The organism is Paenibacillus sp. PK3_47 (assembly GCF_023520895.1).
Classification (GTDB): domain Bacteria; phylum Bacillota; class Bacilli; order Paenibacillales; family Paenibacillaceae; genus Paenibacillus_AQ.
This window is the reverse complement of the sequence record NZ_CP026029.1, coordinates 1,658,968-1,676,013: the sequence shown is the minus strand read 5'-3', so window position 1 is coordinate 1,676,013 and position 17,046 is coordinate 1,658,968. Positions and strand designations below refer to the sequence as shown.

Annotated in this window: 15 protein-coding genes; 9 read left to right on the top strand and 6 right to left on the bottom strand. The window is 51.6% G+C overall.

The features are described 5' to 3' along the window. Positions 1 to 35: 35 nt before the first annotated feature. The 6 genes from C2I18_RS07510 to C2I18_RS07485 all read left to right on the top strand — a co-directional run bounded on the left by C2I18_RS07510 (position 36) and on the right by C2I18_RS07485 (position 5,284). Positions 36 to 926, top strand: a complete 891-nt coding sequence (locus C2I18_RS07510; protein WP_249902037.1) for a phosphate/phosphite/phosphonate ABC transporter substrate-binding protein — start codon at positions 36 to 38, stop codon at positions 924 to 926. Between the two features lie 23 nt (positions 927 to 949). After that, positions 950 to 1,744, top strand: coding sequence for a phosphonate ABC transporter, permease protein PhnE (phnE, locus tag C2I18_RS07505; protein WP_249900635.1), 795 nt, complete (start codon positions 950 to 952; stop codon positions 1,742 to 1,744). Further along, a complete protein-coding gene (locus tag C2I18_RS07500; RefSeq protein WP_249900634.1) occupies positions 1,744 to 2,598 on the top strand; it encodes a PhnE/PtxC family ABC transporter permease in 855 nt (284 codons plus the stop codon). The genes phnE and C2I18_RS07500 overlap by 1 nt, the downstream gene beginning before the upstream one ends. A 15-nt stretch (positions 2,599 to 2,613) precedes the next feature. Further along, entirely contained in the window at positions 2,614 to 3,393 is a 780-nt protein-coding gene (gene phnC, locus C2I18_RS07495) for a phosphonate ABC transporter ATP-binding protein (protein WP_249900633.1), read from the top strand. A 60-nt stretch (positions 3,394 to 3,453) separates the two neighbouring features. Beyond that, on the top strand, positions 3,454 to 4,203 hold the full coding sequence (locus C2I18_RS07490; RefSeq protein WP_249900632.1) for a tyrosine-protein phosphatase: 750 nt from the start codon (positions 3,454 to 3,456) through the stop codon (positions 4,201 to 4,203). 142 nt (positions 4,204 to 4,345) lie between these two features. Continuing rightward, on the top strand, positions 4,346 to 5,284 hold the full coding sequence (locus C2I18_RS07485) for a GNAT family N-acetyltransferase (protein ID WP_249900631.1): 939 nt from the start codon (positions 4,346 to 4,348) through the stop codon (positions 5,282 to 5,284). A gap of 82 nt (positions 5,285 to 5,366) precedes the next feature. On the opposite strand, the gene C2I18_RS29800 is transcribed toward C2I18_RS07485, so the two are convergent. From C2I18_RS29800 to C2I18_RS07475, 3 genes are all read right to left on the bottom strand, one after another. After that, positions 5,367 to 5,675 carry a DNA-directed RNA polymerase subunit alpha C-terminal domain-containing protein gene (locus tag C2I18_RS29800; RefSeq protein WP_481857891.1) on the bottom strand — a complete coding sequence of 103 codons (309 nt, stop codon included), beginning with the start codon at positions 5,673 to 5,675 and terminating at the stop codon, positions 5,367 to 5,369. A 72-nt stretch (positions 5,676 to 5,747) separates the two neighbouring features. After that, entirely contained in the window at positions 5,748 to 8,234 is a 2,487-nt protein-coding gene (locus C2I18_RS07480) for an FAD-dependent oxidoreductase (protein ID WP_249900630.1), read from the bottom strand. Further along, positions 8,231 to 8,521, bottom strand: coding sequence for an ArsR/SmtB family transcription factor (locus C2I18_RS07475; RefSeq protein WP_249900629.1), 291 nt, complete (start codon positions 8,519 to 8,521; stop codon positions 8,231 to 8,233). Before C2I18_RS07475 ends, C2I18_RS07480 begins: the two co-directional genes overlap by 4 nt. A 563-nt stretch (positions 8,522 to 9,084) precedes the next feature. On the opposite strand from C2I18_RS07475, the gene C2I18_RS07470 reads away from it, so the two are divergent. Continuing rightward, the gene (locus C2I18_RS07470; RefSeq protein WP_249900628.1) at positions 9,085 to 9,438 is read left to right on the top strand and encodes a thioredoxin family protein; all 354 of its coding nucleotides are present in this window, start codon (positions 9,085 to 9,087) and stop codon (positions 9,436 to 9,438) included. Positions 9,439 to 9,441: 3 nt separating this feature from the next. On the opposite strand, the gene C2I18_RS07465 is transcribed toward C2I18_RS07470, so the two are convergent. Continuing rightward, a complete protein-coding gene (locus C2I18_RS07465; protein ID WP_249900627.1) occupies positions 9,442 to 9,900 on the bottom strand; it encodes a RidA family protein in 459 nt (152 codons plus the stop codon). A 186-nt stretch (positions 9,901 to 10,086) separates the two neighbouring features. Between C2I18_RS07465 and C2I18_RS07460 the strand changes: the two genes are divergently transcribed. Next, a complete protein-coding gene (locus C2I18_RS07460; protein ID WP_249900626.1) occupies positions 10,087 to 11,151 on the top strand; it encodes a suppressor of fused domain protein in 1,065 nt (354 codons plus the stop codon). A 52-nt stretch (positions 11,152 to 11,203) separates the two neighbouring features. On the opposite strand, the gene C2I18_RS07455 is transcribed toward C2I18_RS07460, so the two are convergent. Beyond that, the gene (locus tag C2I18_RS07455; RefSeq protein ID WP_249900625.1) at positions 11,204 to 12,517 is read right to left on the bottom strand and encodes a helix-turn-helix domain-containing protein; all 1,314 of its coding nucleotides are present in this window, start codon (positions 12,515 to 12,517) and stop codon (positions 11,204 to 11,206) included. Positions 12,518 to 12,652: 135 nt separating this feature from the next. On the opposite strand from C2I18_RS07455, the gene C2I18_RS07450 reads away from it, so the two are divergent. Next, positions 12,653 to 14,926 carry a beta-glucosidase family protein gene (locus C2I18_RS07450; protein ID WP_249900624.1) on the top strand — a complete coding sequence of 758 codons (2,274 nt, stop codon included), beginning with the start codon at positions 12,653 to 12,655 and terminating at the stop codon, positions 14,924 to 14,926. A gap of 404 nt (positions 14,927 to 15,330) precedes the next feature. Here the strand turns inward: C2I18_RS07450 and C2I18_RS07445 are convergent, their stop codons facing one another. Next, on the bottom strand, positions 15,331 to 16,950 hold the full coding sequence (locus tag C2I18_RS07445; protein WP_249900623.1) for a bifunctional metallophosphatase/5'-nucleotidase: 1,620 nt from the start codon (positions 16,948 to 16,950) through the stop codon (positions 15,331 to 15,333). Positions 16,951 to 17,046: the final 96 nt, after the last annotated feature.

Here is a 17,046-nt window from a genome sequence, read left to right as displayed (position 1 = left end):
CCACTAACTGGAGGTATTAAAAAACCGTGAAAAGAATGTTAAGCCTGCTTCTGCTCATTGTAGCAACAGTATCTGTATTATCCGCGTGCAGCTCGGCCCAGGCGGGAGCGATGGACAAATTCGTCATTGCTTACTTGCCCAGTGAGTCAAACGACAGTGCAGCCAAGCTGAATAAGGACTTTGAAGACAGTCTGTCAGAAGCGATCGGACTTCCGGTGGAATCGTATAAAGCAACAAGCTATAACGCAGCGATTGAAGCGATTAAAAACGGGAAAGCCGACATGGCGACATTCGGCCCCTTCTCCTATATTGTAGCGGTTGACCGGGCCAAGGTGGAGCCTGTTGTCGGTGTCAGCCTTCCATCCCTTGCAGAATCCCCGGCATCGGTCATTATCGTTCCTAAAGACTCTGATATCCAAAGCATTGCCGACCTGAAAGGCAAAACCATCGGCTTCGTCGATCCGGTATCGACCACAGGGCACCTGTTCCCGAAATCGATGATTGTGGATGAGCTCGGCCTTGATCCCGAAGAGCTGGAAACGAATTTCTTCAGCAATATCCAGTTTGCAGGGAAGCATGATACCGCCATTCTCGGTGTAGTCAAAGGCCAATACGATGCGGCAGGCGTATCCGGCATGTATCCGGCCATGCTGGCTGCCAAAGGCCTGATTGCGGAGGATTCCTACCGTGTCATTGCCAGCTCCGGCCCGCTGAATGCAACACCTGTCGGTATCCGCTCTACCATGCCTGAAGAGACGAAGGAGAAGCTGAAGTCATTCCTGCTCGGGTACGATAATGCGGAATATTTCGAGAACCTGTTCGGCATGCCTGATGCCAAATTTGTTGAAGTGAAGGACAGTGACTTCGATAACATCCGTGACATTGCGAAGAAGCTGAATCTGAGTACGGAAGAATTGCTTAAATAACACAGAAGAGAGGCCAATAAGGTATGTACAATGAAACGGCAGCTCCGGTGCTCCACAGACAGAAGAAAGCAAAACGTGTCGTGTCGCTTGCCTTGCTGGCAGCTGCACTGGTGTTCTCGGTCTGGTATGTAAAGTTTGATCTGGTGGAGTTCCTTAGCGGGATCCCGATTTTTATTACCTTTATCTTTGCTGATTTCCTGCCGCCCAATTTGACGAACATCAACAGCTATATCGGTCCGGTGCTGGACACGCTCATCTTTGCAGTAGTGGGGACCTTTATCTCCTCTGCACTGGGGCTGGTGACCGCATTTCTGATGGCCCGGAATACATCGCCTCATCCGGTTATCCGGGTGATCCTCCGCGGAATCGTATCTTTTGTACGCAATGTGCCTTTTCTCGTATGGGCTTCGCTCCTGGTGGTGATTTTCGGTGTCGGTACGATGCCCGGACTGTTCGCTCTGCTCGTATTCGGAACCTGCTTCCTGGCGAGAGTGTATGCGGAATCCATTGAGGAGCTCGACAAAGAGGCAACGGAAGCGCTCGAAGCGAGCGGCGCAAGCTACACCCAGATTATTAAACATGCCATTATTCCACAGTTTATGCCTGCCTATTTCTCATGGACGCTGTTCATGTTCGAGATTAATATCCGGTCGTCGGCCATTCTCGGACTTGTCGGGGCGGGCGGGATCGGCAGCAATCTGAAGCAATCCATGGATTTGTTCCAGTACGGCAGAGCTTCCATGATTATCGTCATTCTGATCGTGCTGATTCTGGCGGTCGAATTTCTCACTCAAAAGATAAGGGAGCGGATTCTATAATGCAGCAGGAAACTTCATTTCAGACATACTCCCCGTCCGGGCTGGAGAAGCCTGTTCACCGTTCCGGAAAAAAAATCAAGGTGGGACACCGCAAAACGCAGCTTCAGAACCGGCTGTTTTTTGCATCGGCGGCAGTGCTGTTCCTGGTGTGCGTCAGCTTTCTGGATTTGAGCTGGGAGCAGTTCAGGAACGGTCTCTCCAGCATTCCCAATATTGCCTCCAAGGTGATGACGATTTCCTTCGACGCTCTGCCGGAACTGACGGACGGGATGCTGACTTCCATTATTATTGCGTTTCTTACGGTGGTAATCAGTGTGGTGCTCTCCATTCTGCTTGCTTTCCTGATTGCAGAGAATATTACTCCGGTAAAATGGGCGGGGCGTGTGCTGCGCTATATTCTCCTGGTCATCCGTACGGTACCCACCACCATCTGGGTACTGCTGGCGGTAGCGAGTATGGGCTTCGGCTCGATGGCAGGGGTACTGGGGCTCCTCTTCCCAACCTCCTCCTATTTGATTAAGTCCTTTGCCGCCCAGATCGAAGAATCGGGAGATGAGACTATTGAGGCGATGAGAGCCGTCGGAGCATCATGGCTCCAGATTGTATTCAAAGGGCTTCTGCCGGGTCTGCTGCTGCCCTTTCTTGCCATTGTGTCCTTCCGGTTCGAGATGGAAGTGGCGGAAACAGTTATGCTCGGGATGGTCGGGGCCGGGGGGATCGGCGTTCTTCTTCAGGACTACATTTCCTACTATGAATTCGCCGATCTGGCACTAGGAATCATCATTGTGTTTGTTACAATCTTTGCTGTTGAACTTATATCCAATCGCGTCCGCAGCCGGCTGGCCAGACGATAACCCGGGAGGTACAGGATGACAACGATTTTGAAAGTGGAAGGTTTGGTCAAAGCCTATGCAGGGGGAACGCTCGCGCTGAAAGGCATTGATCTGACTGTCGGGGAAGGCGAATTTATTGCCGTCATTGGTCCAAGCGGAGCGGGTAAATCCACGCTGCTGCGCAGCATCAACCGGCTGATTGAACCGACGGAAGGCAGAGTTTCCTTTCTGGGAGAAGTAATGAACAGTACAAGCAAACGTCATCTCCGCCGCTGGAGAGCGCAGATCGGAATGATTTTTCAGCATTATAATCTGGTCAACCGCTCAAGTGTACTGGAGAACGTGCTGCATGGACGGCTCGGGTACATGTCTCCGCTTGCCGGTGTGCTCGGCAGATATAGTGAGGAAGATAAACAGGCAGCTGTCGATTTGCTGACCAAGGTGGGGCTTGGCAACGAAATTTTCAAGCGGGCGGATGAGCTGTCCGGCGGCCAGATGCAGCGTGTGGGCATCAGCCGGGCCATTATGCAGCAGCCAAAGCTGATACTGGCCGATGAGCCTATCGCGTCACTGGACCCGAAATCCTCCTCAGTTGTAATGGATACGATTTACGAAAATTGCCGTTCGCGCGGAATTGCATGTCTGGTCAACCTTCATCAGGTGGAGGTGGCGAAGAAATACGCTACACGGATTGTCGGTATTAAAGGCGGCGCGAAGGTGTTCGACGGTCCTCCTGAGGAGCTTACGGAAGAGATGATTTATCATATTTATCAAGGCAAAGAGCATGAGATGCATGCCAAGGTATCGGGCGGGTAGTTGTTTTCCGGTATAAGACTGACAATAATTCATATTCCATGATAAAGGACGGGGAAATTTATGACGATTACTACAGATCACACGGCACGGCTGCTCCAACTGGAAGGCGCTTATAATGTAAGGGATATCGGCGGCTACGGCACTGCTGACGGCCTTGTTGTACAAAGAGGCAGATTGTTCCGCGCCGACGGGCTGCATAGGCTGACAGAAGGGGACCAGCAATCCTTGCTCGGCAGGGGGATACGTACGGTCATTGACTTGAGGCACGGCGATGAGCTGCTCCAGAAAAGAAACGTGTTTGCAGACTCCGGCGATGTGGCCTATTACAATGTAAGCCTGATTAATCCGGCAACTACCATGGCAGCGAATATCCGTTCTTTAGGCGATATGTACAAGAATATGCTGGATGAGTGCGGCCCTCAGCTTAGCCGGGTCTTTGAGCTGATCGCTCAGGCGGAAGGGACTGGGGTGCTGTTCCATTGTGCGGCCGGAAAAGACCGGACCGGTGTAGTGGCTGCCCTGCTGCTGGATTTGGCTGGAGTACCTGTCCCGAACATTGCAGCAGATTACGCAGAGACAGAGACGAACCTTCTTCCATTAATGGAGGAGTTCCGTGCGGAGATGCCTGAAATCATGCAGGGCGGAATTTATGAAGCCTTTCTTGGAAGTGCACCGGAGAACATGGAACTCATGCTGGACCATTTACACAGAGTGTATGGAGGGGCGGAAGACTATCTGCTGTCGGTTGGGATTAGCGGGGCCCAGATTGAAGCTTTGAAGCGGATGCTGCTGGGTGAATCAGGAGAATAGAGCGTATTGAAAGCCCCGATGAAGTTCACGGGGGCTTTTTTTATGAAAGTAAAGTGTGGCTCTGTGGCATGAATTCATCTATAATTCGGTAATAACCCTGTGAAAATATTACAGTACATAAGGATGAAGGAGATGGCCTGATATGCTTCCGACCAATGTTCATTTGCGTCACCCGTCCTTGGATGATGCCCAGGCAGTCTGTGATCTTGTGGCCGCTTGCGATACCTATGATTTAGGGGCACCGGACATTGTGCTCGACGACATTCTGGACATGTGGTCACGAATGGATCTCAAGAACAATGTGTGGGTCGCACAAGACACGGATTCCGCATTAATCGGTTACGCCTTTCTTGAGGAGGACAGCGAGGAGAAGCTGTTCAGCTGCGGATGCGTCTTGCCTGAGGCCCGCGGAGGGGGCGTGGGTTCAGCACTCATTGCGGCGATAGAAGCACGTGCTGCCTCACTCCAGAAGGAATCGGGCATCTCCAAACGCCTGCAGAGCATGATCCCCACATTATGCGAAGATGCCGTCCGGCTGCTTGAAACCCGGGGCTTCAGCGCGGTCCGCTATTTCAAGCGGCTGGAAATCCGTCTGGCTGCCGCTCCTGCAGCAGTTGCCGCGCCTGAAGGCATTACGATTGCCCCCTTTGTGAAGGGGAGGGACGAGCAGGCTGTATATGATGCCTATGTAGAGTCTTTTGCCGATCATTGGGATTTCACAGCGCCTTCCTTTGAAAAATGGGCAGAAAAAACACTGCTGCCTACCTTCGACGAAAAGTGGTGGCTAATCGCCAGAGATCCCGAAGGTGCTGCTGCAGGCTTCGCACTCTGCCGTATGCGTGAGGATCTCCTTTTTATTGAGCAGATCGGTGTCCGGCGGGCTTTCCGCGGCCGCGGTATTGCACTTGCGCTGCTGAAAAACGTGTTCAACGCATCCTATTGTTCAGGGCAGCCGCACCTCTCGTTAGGTGTAGATGCCGCTAACCCTTCAGGCGCCTACCGGCTCTATGAGAAGGCCGGAATGACACCTGCCTATGAAATCAGCATCTATGAGAAAGCTGTTTCGGGGGAATCAATATAAATGATGCCCGCCACAAATAAACCGCCTTGGACAGGCGGTTATTTGTGGCGGACAGGAAAAAAGAACCTTTAAAATAAAGGTTCTAGCAGGATGAAACTTTTGAACATTTTGTGGTATGAGCCTCTAACAACTCTACAATAATGATTTGCCCCGTGACGCCAAAATTCCTCAAGCAGCGCAATTCAGCCAATGAAGCCTTCATCAGATCACCGACAGTGACATAATTGCTCTCATATAACGAATTAAGAATACGAGAAATACTTTTGGGGTTTCTGGTCGATCTATGTCTTAAAGAGTGAATAGGTTCCGGATATAAGCTGTGATCAATTTCAATGTAAGACAGGAGGGGAAGAGTATCTCTAGTAGACAAACCCTTGATGTCTCCCTTCATTTATCTGTTAATTATTATAAATATTTAAGTGCAATTTTCAATACCATTTTTTGCATTGCACCAAATAATATATTAAATAAACAGATTAAGGCCGGACCGGTCTGCCTGACCGAGATAGTAGCCGACACCGCCGATTTTGACGCCGTCGATCAGCTCTTCTTCCGTGATTCCCATGACATCCATGGACATCGAACAAGCAACGACTTCCACACCCTGCTGAATGGCCGATTGAATTAATTCTTCCAAAGACGAAATATTCTTTCCTTTCATAACGCCTCTGATCATTTTGGTGCCCAGACCCAGCATGTTCATCTTGGAGATCGTCAGCTTTTGACTGCCGCGCGGCATCATGGCCCCAAACATGCGTCCTGCAAGACTTTTGGCTACCGGAACCTTCTCCGGCTTGCGAATCACGTTCAGTCCCCAGAAGGTGAAGAACATCGTCACTTTTTTTCCGCTGGATGCAGCTCCGTTAGCAATTATAAAAGAGGCTATGGCTTTGTCGAGATCACCGCTGAACACAACCATGGAGCTTCCCTCCAGACGGGACGGTGCAGGTTCCGCCGCAGCGGAACGGGGAGTATCCGGGTTTCCTTTTCTTAAAAAGGCCTCGGTCATTCCCTGCGGAGTCTTCCCCGCCCTGATTAACAGATTTCCTGACATTTGCGCCCACGCCGCAATATCTTCATAAAAACCGGGGTCCGATGCTGTAACGTGCAGCACTTGGCCGCCGCCGAGCTTATCCATCTCCTGCTTGACCTGCATGAGCGGACCGGGGCAGGAGAGTCCACAAGCATCCAGTTCCAGGTCTGCCTGCAATACGTCATTCTGCTTCTCGGCTGTTGCAGCCGTTTCTTGTCTTACTGCTGTTAACTGTGGTGCCGGCGGAGTTGGAGTTGTTAAATTGCCGGATGGCGTGTAATTAGACATTTTATATGTCTTGTAGCCGCCGGTTAAATTCCGGACACGATAACCCTTCTGCTGCAAAATCCGGGAGGCCGTATATCCTCTTAATCCAACCTGGCAATATACCCAAATCTCTTTGGCGGGATCCAGCTCACTCAGCCGCGAACGGAGCTCATCTACAGGAATATGGACAGAACCGGGAATGTGGCCGTTGTTGTGCTCGATTTCGGAACGGACATCCACCAGAATGGTCTGCCCGGAATTACGGGTGGCCAAGTCCCGGGGTACAAACACCCTAGTTCTGCCGGCAAGGATATTCTCGGCCGTATAACCGGCCATATTAACAGGATCTTTTGCAGACGAGAAGGGCGGGGCATACGAAAGCTCAAGCCCGGCCAGATCGCTAACCTTCCCCCGGAAGTGAATAACGGTTGCTATATCATCAATCCGCTTATCCACCCCGTCCGGTCCTACGGCCTGAGCACCCAGCACAGTGCCTGCAGAATCAAAAAGCAGCTTCAGGGTCAGAGGGACGGCACCCGGATAATAGGAGGCATGGGAGCTTGGATGAACATAGGATACCTGGTAAGGAATACCCAACCTTTGCAGCGTTTTCTCGTTGTTACCTGTAGTGGCTCCTGACAAGCTGAACACTTTGATAATTGAGGTCCCTTGGGAACCCTTGTAAGTCACACCCAAACCGCATACATTGTCTGCAGCGATACGCCCTTGTTTATTGGCAGGTCCGGCTAAGGGAATAGCCGTTTTGCTTCCGTTAATGAAATCAACAACCTGTACGGCATCCCCCACTGCAAATACGCCATCTATATTCGTTTCTAGTTGATCATTTACAACGATATGGCCTCTGGAGGTAAGTTCTATGCCGCTGTCTTTTAAAAAGGACGTGTCAGGTGTAACGCCGATAGCCAATATGACCAGATCCGCAGTTAACGTTGTTCCGCTGGCTAACTCGACCTGGATGTGTCCGTCAATTTCCTTAAATGCCTTCGCACTTTCAGAAAAGAGCAGGTTGACGCCATGCTGTTCTAATTCCTGGGCTAACATATGGGACATTTCGATATCAAAAGGTGCCAAAAGCTGTTGATCGGCTTGAACCAGGGTGACCTCCAGCCCGGCTTCTTTAAGATTTTCTGCCATTTCCACTCCGATAAAGCCTCCGCCTATCACAACCGCAGATTTGGAGTTAGCTTCGCTTATGCGTTTTTTGATACGGTCCGTGTCCGCTATATTACGCAGAGTGTAAATTTTGGAGCTGTCTATGCCGGGCAGAGCAGGACGAACAGGCTTGGCTCCCGGTGCTAAAATAAGATAATCATAGCTTTCGTCATAGATGCCGCGGTCGCTGCTGTTCACGCGGACAGTTTTGGAAACCGGGTCGATGCCGGTCACTTCACTTTTGGTGCGGATATCCAGGTTGAAACGCTTGTACATGGCTTCCGGTGTCTGCACAATCAGCTTGGAACGGTCTTTGATTGCATCACCGATATAGTAAGGCAACCCGCAATTGGCAAAAGAGATATGTTCATCGCGTTCAAACATCACAATATGTGCTTCTTCATCCAAGCGGCGCAGGCGTGCGGCAGCTGAAGCTCCCCCGGCAACGCCTCCGATAATCAGTACCTTTTTACTCATGATTGATCCTCCTTAAAGAAAACTTGAATTAGCTGTCTGATCCGGTCATCTGCAATGGTGTAGTTGACTTCAAGCCCGCTGCGTTCCGTTTTGACAATGCCGGAGCTGCGCAGCTTCTGTAAATGCTGGGACACTGTGGACTGCGGAAGATGTAAGCATTCCTGCATATACCCGACGTTGCAATAACCTTTCTGCAGAAGACCTTTGACAATACATAAACGAACCGGATGAGCCAACGCCTTCAGTAAGTCCGAGGCCTCATTGAACTGTTCGAAATTATTATCCATGCTGATGTTCCCCCTTTGATAATCTGATCTCTATAACGTTATATCGTAATATTACGATATAACGTTATAAAAAGCAAATCGCTGCCGGATCATTTCCGTATATCCCTCTCTAGTTTTGGATAAAATGCTAGCAAATAGAGTATAGGAGGAGGGTTAACCGAATGGACTACTCCAGGATTTATGATTTTCATATTCAGCTGCTCGGAAGCTATGCTTCATACGAAAGCAAGAGCAGTTCTCCCTATCAAAAAGAAATAAACTACTATATCAATCAATTGCGGTTTACTGAGGATATCGTGCAGCGCATATTTGTTTTAAACCAGCTGGTAAAGATCTATGAAAATGAGCGGGAAAACCTAATCAAGTCGTGCTCGGAAGATTATTTTACTATACCGCAAAACTAAAAGACTCACAGAATGTGGGGATGGATCGCATCCGGTCTGTGGGTCTTTTTATGCTGTGAATTTTATATGCCGTTTCTAGCCATATCGAGTAAAACCGGTTAATAATGAAATGTATCGTCAATTTTTAATCCGCAATAATTCCAAAAAGGAGGAAGCCGAATGAAAGAAGTAATCGAACTGACTTCAGTCATGGAGATTGATGATTTTCTTAAAAAAAATGAATTGAGCTTTCTGTACGTATCCACCCCCGGCTGCAGTATCTGCCATGCTCTGCTGCCCAAGCTTCAGGAGCTGCTATCCCGATATCCGCTGATCATCTTCGGGCATATTGATGCCGGCAAAGTTCAGGAAGTGGCGGGAAAATTCCTAATATTAAGTGCACCTGTCATGCTGCTGATGATCGGACAAAAAGAGGTTCTGAGAGAGGACCGGTTTGTGCGCTTTGACGTCCTGCAGGAAAAACTGGATCGTATCTACCGGATGTTCAACGGTGAAAACAACCCCGAAGTTTAATCTCTAGACCTCAACCTCAAAAATAGAATCAACGATAACAGGAAGATTGTCTCGCAATGAAACGGCTCCGAAAACTGAACGTGCATGAATACCCTTTTCACCAAAAACATCCATCATTAAGTCAGAACAGCCATTTAACACCTTATGATGTTCTTCAAATTTTGGATCTGCATTTACAAAACCTTGAATCTTAACAACTCTTTTGACCCTTTCCAGAGAACCTAATGCCGAATGTAATACTGCCAGAATCTCAATCCCGGCCTGCCGGGCAAACGCATAACCTTCTTCAGTTGAATAATCCTTGCCTAACTTTCCGCTAGGTCTGCCCGCAGGCCCCTTTCCTGAGACAAACAATAGTCCGTTTACCTCAACAAAGTTTGCATATTTAGCTGCAGGTTCACTGGCTTGTGGCAGAACAATGCCTAATGTCTCCAATCTGCCGGTTACTGTTTGTTCGGACATAGTGTTCCTCCTGAATTTATCTAATTGGAAGAATTATACGTTACCGCTTCAAAAACCGTCAATACAACCATAATGCCAATCCATAACACAGAGCCCGATCCTTCGCTGCTTCAAGACTTGTAAATTCAGGTAATAAGGTGAATGAGTCAGCTGTACATAAATGATATTGAATGCGGAGGGAACATAATGAGCGAAAAAGAAGTGGAAGCCACCGGTTGGGACGCTATTGAGGAGCAGATGATTGGATTGTACGGGCATCAGGAGCCGAGGCATTATGCTGCCATGCTGCCCTATATGCTGGGAGGCAACGACCCGCTGAACGGAATCAGTGCCTATAAAGCCGAACAGCCGTATCCCCATTGGCATTTTGTCACCTTCGGATTTTCGGAACTGTACGAAAAAGAATCTGAAGATCCCGAATACAGCGGGTATGGGTTTGAATTGACCTTCCGGCTGGCGCGTACGGCCGAAGAACAGGAGCCTCCGGCCTGGGCAATAAATCTGCTGCAGAATATGGCCAGATATGTGTTCTCCAGCGGGAATATCTTCGCTTCAGGACATCATCTGGATGCCAACGGGCCGATCTGCCTGGGCGCAGACACCAAGCTGACCGCCTTGGCTTTTACGGATGACCCGGAGCTTCTCGCTATGGATACGCCAAACGGGCGGGTAGAGTTTCTGCAGATGGTAGGGATTACAGCCGATGAGCTGGAAGCGATGATGTCCTGGAATACCAACGCCTTTCTGTGCGCTTCCCAGGATGTGTTTCCCTTTTATATCACCGATCTGTCACGGGATTCACTGCTGGGTATGCCCGTGATAGCTGAAGCGGTGCGGCAGGGGATTGACCGTGACGGCTCCAAGACGGGCATCCTGTATGTGGATCAACTGGATTATGAATCCGGCAAGAAGCGTCTGCTCAGCAAAACGCCGGCTTGTCTGACCATGGGGGCACGGCAGGCCGGGACCGTAGCCAAGCTGCTGCGCGGCCGGCTGTTGAAGGGCAAGGAGCTGACTCTTACCAGCCCGGAGCTGCAGGTTGTGCTGGAACCGGCAGAGGAGAACAGCTGTGAAGAAGGTGCGGGTTTTGTCCGCATCGGCTTAAATGAAGCAGCAGTGCTGGAGCTGGAATCGAAGCTCGTTCCCCGGGAAGGGGAATTCAAGCTGTCAATGGCCAAAGAGCTGATGGTGCGGGTAAGGAAAACCTATATTAAGGACCAGGAAGGCAATGTTGTAGATACCATCGGCTGACCGGTGCTAACGGAAGGGGCAGTGTCTCGTAAAGAGGCTGCCCCTATTCTCGTTATTCCGTGTCTCCCCACTGCTGGCGGAATTGCCGCGGAGTTTTGCCGGTAAATTTTTTAAATACCTTGGTGAAATAGCTCTGATCATTAAAACGCAGCCGGGTGGCGATATCCGACAAGTTGATGCCGGGCAGCTCCAGCAGCCGTTTGGCTTCTTCAATCCGTTCACGCTGAATATAATCGCTGATAGTCATCCCGTTCTCCTGTTTGAACAGCTGGGAGAGGTAGCTGGGATGGAGTCCGGCGGCTTTCGCAAGTCTGTCCAAGGTGATGTCCTCATACAAATGGTTAAAAATATAATTCTGACACAGTGCGGAGGGACGTGATGATTTGCTCCGGCGGCTGTCGCGGACATGGTCGGCGAAATCGCAGAGTGCCGCCAGCTGTGCATTCTCCACTGCCTTCAGGTCCGGCAGTTCTTCGATATGCTGAATGTGGAAATCGCTCAGGGTATACGCAATTTCCCAGAACAGTCCGCCTGCAATGGCCGCCCGCGTCGCCAGTGTAATGGAGGAGATGGCGAGGTTTTTCTGGCTGCGCAGCCGGCTTTTTTTGGAGAGCAGACCGGAATTCATTTCGGAAAAGGCGGACATGGAGTGCAGCAGCCCTTCGGAATCTCCGCTGCGGACATGGCGGAACAGCTCGTTCTCCAGTGCCGGTTCATGATGCAGCCATGTATTCTCGCGGCGGAAAGACAAATCGAGATCGGGACTCTGTGATGCAGGCGGTAGAGACGCAGCGATGCGTGCCCTGTCCAGCAGCAGTTCACTGACAGACAAGGCTTTGCCGGTGACCAGCGTATACAGCAGCATGGCCGCATGATACAGTCTGTTCCACTCCACAACCGGCAGCTGCCGGTAATAATGCAGCCATTCTTCCCTTCGGGATGCCGGAATGCCAAGATCGCCCAGCACAAGAGCGGTATGCTCCTCTCTCATGGAGCTGCCGAGCGAAGGGCCGGCTACCAGACAGCCGCCTTCAGACAGGCCGAGAACGATAAAGTTCTCGGCCTGTCTTGTAGTGAGTACCGCAGGAAGCGGTGCAGCCGGTGCAGAGTCTTGTGCTGTCCCCGAATCCGGGAGGTCCGGTTCGGTCCCTGGTATTCCGGAGCCAGCGGCTACCCCGGTCACGCCTGCGAGCACTCCGCTGAGGACGCCTGCGGCCCCGCTGTCCGGACGCAATACCGGCGCCTCCGGGAGTGCCAGCAGAATGCTGCCGGCTTCATCCAGCCAAAAGACCGGAATCCGGTAAGCCTCATACATCAGCCGGCAAATATAGGGAATGTTAATGGTGTTGTCCGCAGGCGGAAGCATGATCATTGCACTCCTTTTTTGCAAGATTTAAACCTGAATTAAATACCAAATTTCCGAAATGAGTACCATAAAGATAGAATTAAGTATATTAAAATGGAGGTAGTTACACAATCGTTCATTACGAGGAGGCATTCCATGACAACCGACATCAAACAGCTCATTTCGCAAATGACTCTGGAAGAAAAGGCGGGTCTGTGTTCCGGTCTTGATTTTTGGCATACCAAAGGCATTGAACGGCTGGGTATTCCGTCTGTAATGGTTACTGACGGCCCGCATGGCCTGCGGAAGCAGGCAGAGGGAGCCGACCACATGGGGCTGAATGACAGCGTACCGGCTACCTGTTTTCCATCTGCAGCCGGACTGGCCTCGTCCTGGGACCGTAACCTGATCCGGCGGGTCGGGGAAGCGCTGGGCGCAGAGTGTCAGGCCGAGAATGTCGCCGTCCTTCTGGGACCCGGCAATAATATTAAGCGGTCTCCGCTGAACGGGCGCAACTTCGAGTATTTCTCGGAAGATCCTTATCTGGCTTCGGAGCTCGCAACCAGCCATATCCAGGGTGTGCAGAGCCAGGGTGTGGGCACCTCGCTGAAGCATTTTGCCGCCAATAACCAGGAACACCGCCGGATGTCCACCGATGCAGTGATCGATGAGCGGACGCTGCGGGAGATTTATCTGGCCAGCTTCGAAGGACCGGTAAAGCAGGGACAGCCTTGGAGTGTCATGTGCTCCTACAACAAGGTGAACGGGGAGTTTGCTTCTGAAAGCGAATACCTCCTGACCCGGATTCTCCGTGAGGAATGGGGCTACGAAGGCTTTGTCGTATCGGACTGGGGCGCGGTCAACGAGCGGGTGCAGGCACTGAAAGCGGGACTGGAGCTTGAAATGCCGGCGAGCGGCGGTATAGGTGACGCCAAAATCATCGAAGCCGTTAAAAGCGGTGAACTGGCACCGGAAACACTGGATCTGGCCGTCGGGCGGCTGCTGAACTTCATCTTGAAGAGCGCTGAAAGCCGGAAGAGCGGAGCGGCCTTTAACAAGGAGGATCATCATCGGCTGGCCCGGGAGGTTGCCCGCGAGAGCATGGTGCTGCTCAAAAATGAGAACGGCATCCTGCCGCTGAAAAAGCAGGGGAAGCTGGCCGTTATCGGCGAGTTTGCCAAAAATCCGCGCTACCAGGGCGGCGGCAGCTCCCACGTGAATCCGACCAAGCTTGACGATGCATTTGCCGAGATCGAGGCTGCCGCCGGCGGCAGTGTAAGCCTCGAGTACGCGCAAGGCTATGAGCTAAAGCGCGACGGGGTGGACCCGGTGCTGCAGCAGGCCGCAGTGGAGGCGGCGGAACGTGCGGATGCGGCAGTGCTGTTCCTGGGATTGCCGGACCGTTATGAGTCCGAGGGGTATGACCGTACGCATCTGTCGCTTCCGGAGAACCACAAGGAGCTGCTGGCGGCAGTGAGTGCGGTGCAGAACAACATTATTGTTGTGCTGAGTAACGGTGCACCTGTGGAAATGCCGTGGCTGCCAAAGGTCAAGGCAGTATTGGAGGGCTATCTGGGCGGACAGGCTTTCGGCGGAGCAGTTGCCGATCTGCTTTTCGGTGCCGTAAGCCCCAGCGGCAAGCTGGCGGAGACGTTCCCTGTGAAGCTTAGCGACAATCCGTCCTTCCTCAACTTCCCGGGAGAAGGGGATAAGGTGGAGTACCGTGAAGGCATATTTGTCGGCTACCGTTACTATGACAAAAAAGAAATTGAACCGTTGTTCCCGTTCGGCTTCGGCCTCAGCTATACCAAGTTCGAATACAGCGGCCTGAAGCTTGGGAAGCAGCAAATCCGCGATACGGAGACGGTGGAAGTGTCGCTTACCGTTACCAATACCGGCAGCCTTCCGGGCAAGGAGATCGTCCAGCTGTATGTCAGCGATGCAGAGAGCAGTGTGATCCGTCCGCTGCAGGAGCTGAAGGGTTTTGCGAAGATTCATCTGGAGCCGGGGGAAGCGCAGGAGGTTTCTTTTACACTGGATAAGCGTTCCTTCGCCTATTACCATACAGAGCTGGGTGACTGGCATGTGGAGAGCGGTGTATTCCGGATTGCTGCAGGCTCCTCCTCCCGGGATATCCGCCTTAGCGCAGAGCTGGAAGTGGAATCACAGACTCAGCTGCCGGCACTGTTCCACCGCAACACAACCATGGGTGATCTGTTTGCAGATCCAAGGACAGCCGAAGCTGCCAAGAAATACAGCCAGATCGCCGGCTTCGACGGCTTAATGGAGGATAACGAGGAAATGGTGCTGGCGATGATGAAATATATGCCGCTGCGGGCATTGATTAACTTCAGCCAGGGCCGGTTCACCGAGGCGGATTTGGCCGAGGATCTAAAGCTGTTTAACTCGCTGGTTACGGATCAGGCTTAACTCAAATTCGGCTGCCAATTGAATACGCACCGGAACATACTGATTACTTGGCAATGGCTAATGCTAACGGACACCAGATCCGTTATTTTGCGCTGGAGAAGTGTTTTGAAATCCTAACGGACCCTAGTTCCGTTATTTCGTCCGAAAGGGCGACATCTATCCTACTTTTGGCGGAATAAAGGAACTACGGTCCATTAGCGGTGGAAACGGGGCGAATTCCGGCAAATAACGGACACAGTGTCCGTTAGCGTGAGAAAGGGGAGGGACATATAACGGATGCAGCGTACGCAGACACTGAAATATACAGAAGAGAAACCCTGGGCCATTAAAAGAGCCGGGTTTCTCCATACTCTGACAAGCCCGGGGATCATCCCCGGGCTTGTTTTTGCTTCTAAACATGAAGTTTACCTGTCATTCCTGACCGGCTTTAATTCCTCTGCTGCGCCGCCCACCACGCTCCAGTTATTGTTGACCGATGCTGTTATGCGGCCCCTTCCGCGGATGAAATCGGCGATGAGCTCGACCATATCCATCGGGATATCCTTAACAACCGGCTTGCCTTGGAACATCGTGAAGTTGCCGCCTCCGGCTGCACGGTAATTATTCATGACCACGTCATACTCGGCTTCTTCACTAAGCGTTTGCCCGTTCCGCTCCAGTCTGGTCACGCGCTGGCCGATAGGCTGCGAAATATCCAGTATGTAATCAATGCCTTCCCACATGTCATAGTTAAAATGCTGCGGTTTGGGCAGCAGGAAGGGCGGGCTGACAACGATGCGGCCTTCTGCATCGATTTCGAAGTACTCGGCGGATTTCTCCAGCGCGGCTTTAATGTCCCTTCCCGAGATACGGAGCACCTTCAGTGTATTGGGATAGATATAATTGGACACGATCTCGCGCATGGTGATGACTTCACCGAATCCGGGAGCAATGTTATCAAACAAGGCTGCAGCCGATATGTCTGCTCCGGAGGCGTCCATTTGTACCCGGTGGATAAATTCAATGAGCGGATGCTCGTGAAGCCGGGCGCCAGCATGGGAATGGACCGTCATATCGCCATCCAGATAACCAAACGGCTGGTCCAGCCAGTTCTGTGTCAGTCCCTCAATGCCGCTTACAAGCTGCGTGATGTCCCCGTCCGGCTCAAATTCCGCAGCTGCAATTAACGTTGACGTACGTCCGGTTATACTCCAGCCTTCCGGCTTCTTCTCCAGCTGCAGTGTTATTTTGCCTAGATACCTGCCTTCATTTCCAGGCTGGACCACACATACACCGTTTATATTACAGCCTTCTATGGCACGGTGCTGATGTCCTGTAAGCAGAACGTCGATTCCTTCCACCTGCTCGCAGAGCGCATAGCCAACATTCTCACCCGTTAAAGGCTCCGTTGGCGTTCCGGTTCCGGGATCGCGTTCGAAGCCCCCGTGATAGGACACGACGATAACATCCGCCTGACCCTCAGCTTTCATTACAGGAATCCAGTGCTGCGCCGTTTGGACCGGATCTTCAAAACGCAGCCCCGCAATATGCTCCGGCTGTTCCCAGACAGGGATGTAGGAAGTTGTAAGGCCCAGAACCCCGACCCGTACCCCACTCTCCATTTCCCTGATGATATACGGTTTACCGAACAGGGGCCGGCCGGTGGAGGCATCCACAATGTTGGCCGAGAGCCACGGAAAGTCCGAAGCCTCCACGGCATTCCGGAGATACGGCAGTCCGTAATTGAACTCGTGATTGCCCAGAACAGCCGCATCATAACGCAGCCCGTTCAAGCATCCGATCACCGGATTCGGCAGACCGCTGTTCACCTTTGCATGGTAGTACGTCAGCGGAGTACCTTGCAGACAGTCTCCATTATCGATCAAAAGCGTATTGGAATGATTCCGCCGTATGTCCTGTACGATGCTCGCAATGCGGGCAAGCCCGTACGGGACCTCTTTCCGTGTTGCATAACTTTCCGGCAGTATAAATCCGTGCAGATCGCTGGTTTCCAGCAGGACCACTTCGCATTGCTCCAATGACATGGGTGCTCTCCTTTACACACAATTCTGAAAAGATTGGCTTATTCTATCACACTATTTCATGGTCCGACAGACCTGGTGAGATTTATCATAAAGATT